This is a genomic window from Pseudomonas sp. P5_B2 (assembly GCF_056400445.1).
Genome location: NZ_JBFULH010001310.1, coordinates 1 through 728, shown reverse-complemented (window position 1 = coordinate 728; position 728 = coordinate 1). Strand labels below are relative to the sequence as shown.

The 728-nt window shown below is 52.3% G+C and carries 2 pseudogenes; both read left to right on the top strand.

What is annotated here, in order from left to right:
* Positions 1–202, top strand: a pseudogene (locus AC1DRJ_RS30930) (hypothetical protein); the annotation flags it as partial.
* A pseudogene (locus AC1DRJ_RS30925) lies at positions 202–728 on the top strand (PAAR domain-containing protein); the annotation flags it as partial. The pseudogenes AC1DRJ_RS30930 and AC1DRJ_RS30925, both read left to right, overlap by 1 nt.

Here is a 728-nt window from a genome sequence, read left to right as displayed (position 1 = left end):
GTTCATGGTTGAGCACCATGAAGTAATTGAACCTTTTTTGGGTGTCTCTTCCGGAGCGTTGGGAGTTGCATCCTTCATGGTGGGTCAGCATATGGACACGCTTAAAAACACACTGATAGAACTTGAGCGATTACACGTGGAACAGCACCGCCAATATGGCCACCTGAATCCCCGGACTTTTTTGCGAAACGCAAAAGACTGATGAAAAAACTGGATGCTGGTTTCGAACCTTTGGTTCGTAAAGCTACGGGACTATCAGATCATCCCAAACTGAAACGAGCACTAGGCTTGTCCACGCGAAGGATCGTGCACAACTGGAACAAGGCTGGAGCACCGAATCAATTGCCTGGCTACGCAACAAATATCGACGGTGTGGCGAGAGCTTCAAAATATATGAAGGCAGGCGGCTATGTGGCGATTGGGTTGGGAGCGGGCTCTGCGGCGACGAAGATTTACGAAACGTGCCGCACCGGTCGCGAGGAAGAATGTCGTCAGGCGAAATTTGTAGAGGGGTCGAAACTGTCTGGAAACGTCCTAGGCGGAGCTATAGCGGGCCGACTGGCGCCAACTCTCGCGCCAATGACATGTGCCGCAATTGGAGTGGGAACCGTTGGAGCAGGAGGTGTCGTTTGCATGCTGGTTGTAAGCGGCCTGCTCGCCGCGCAAATGGGAGACGGTGGTAGCCAAGCTGGAGAGTTCATCGGTGAAAAATTGTACGAGGTGAGTAA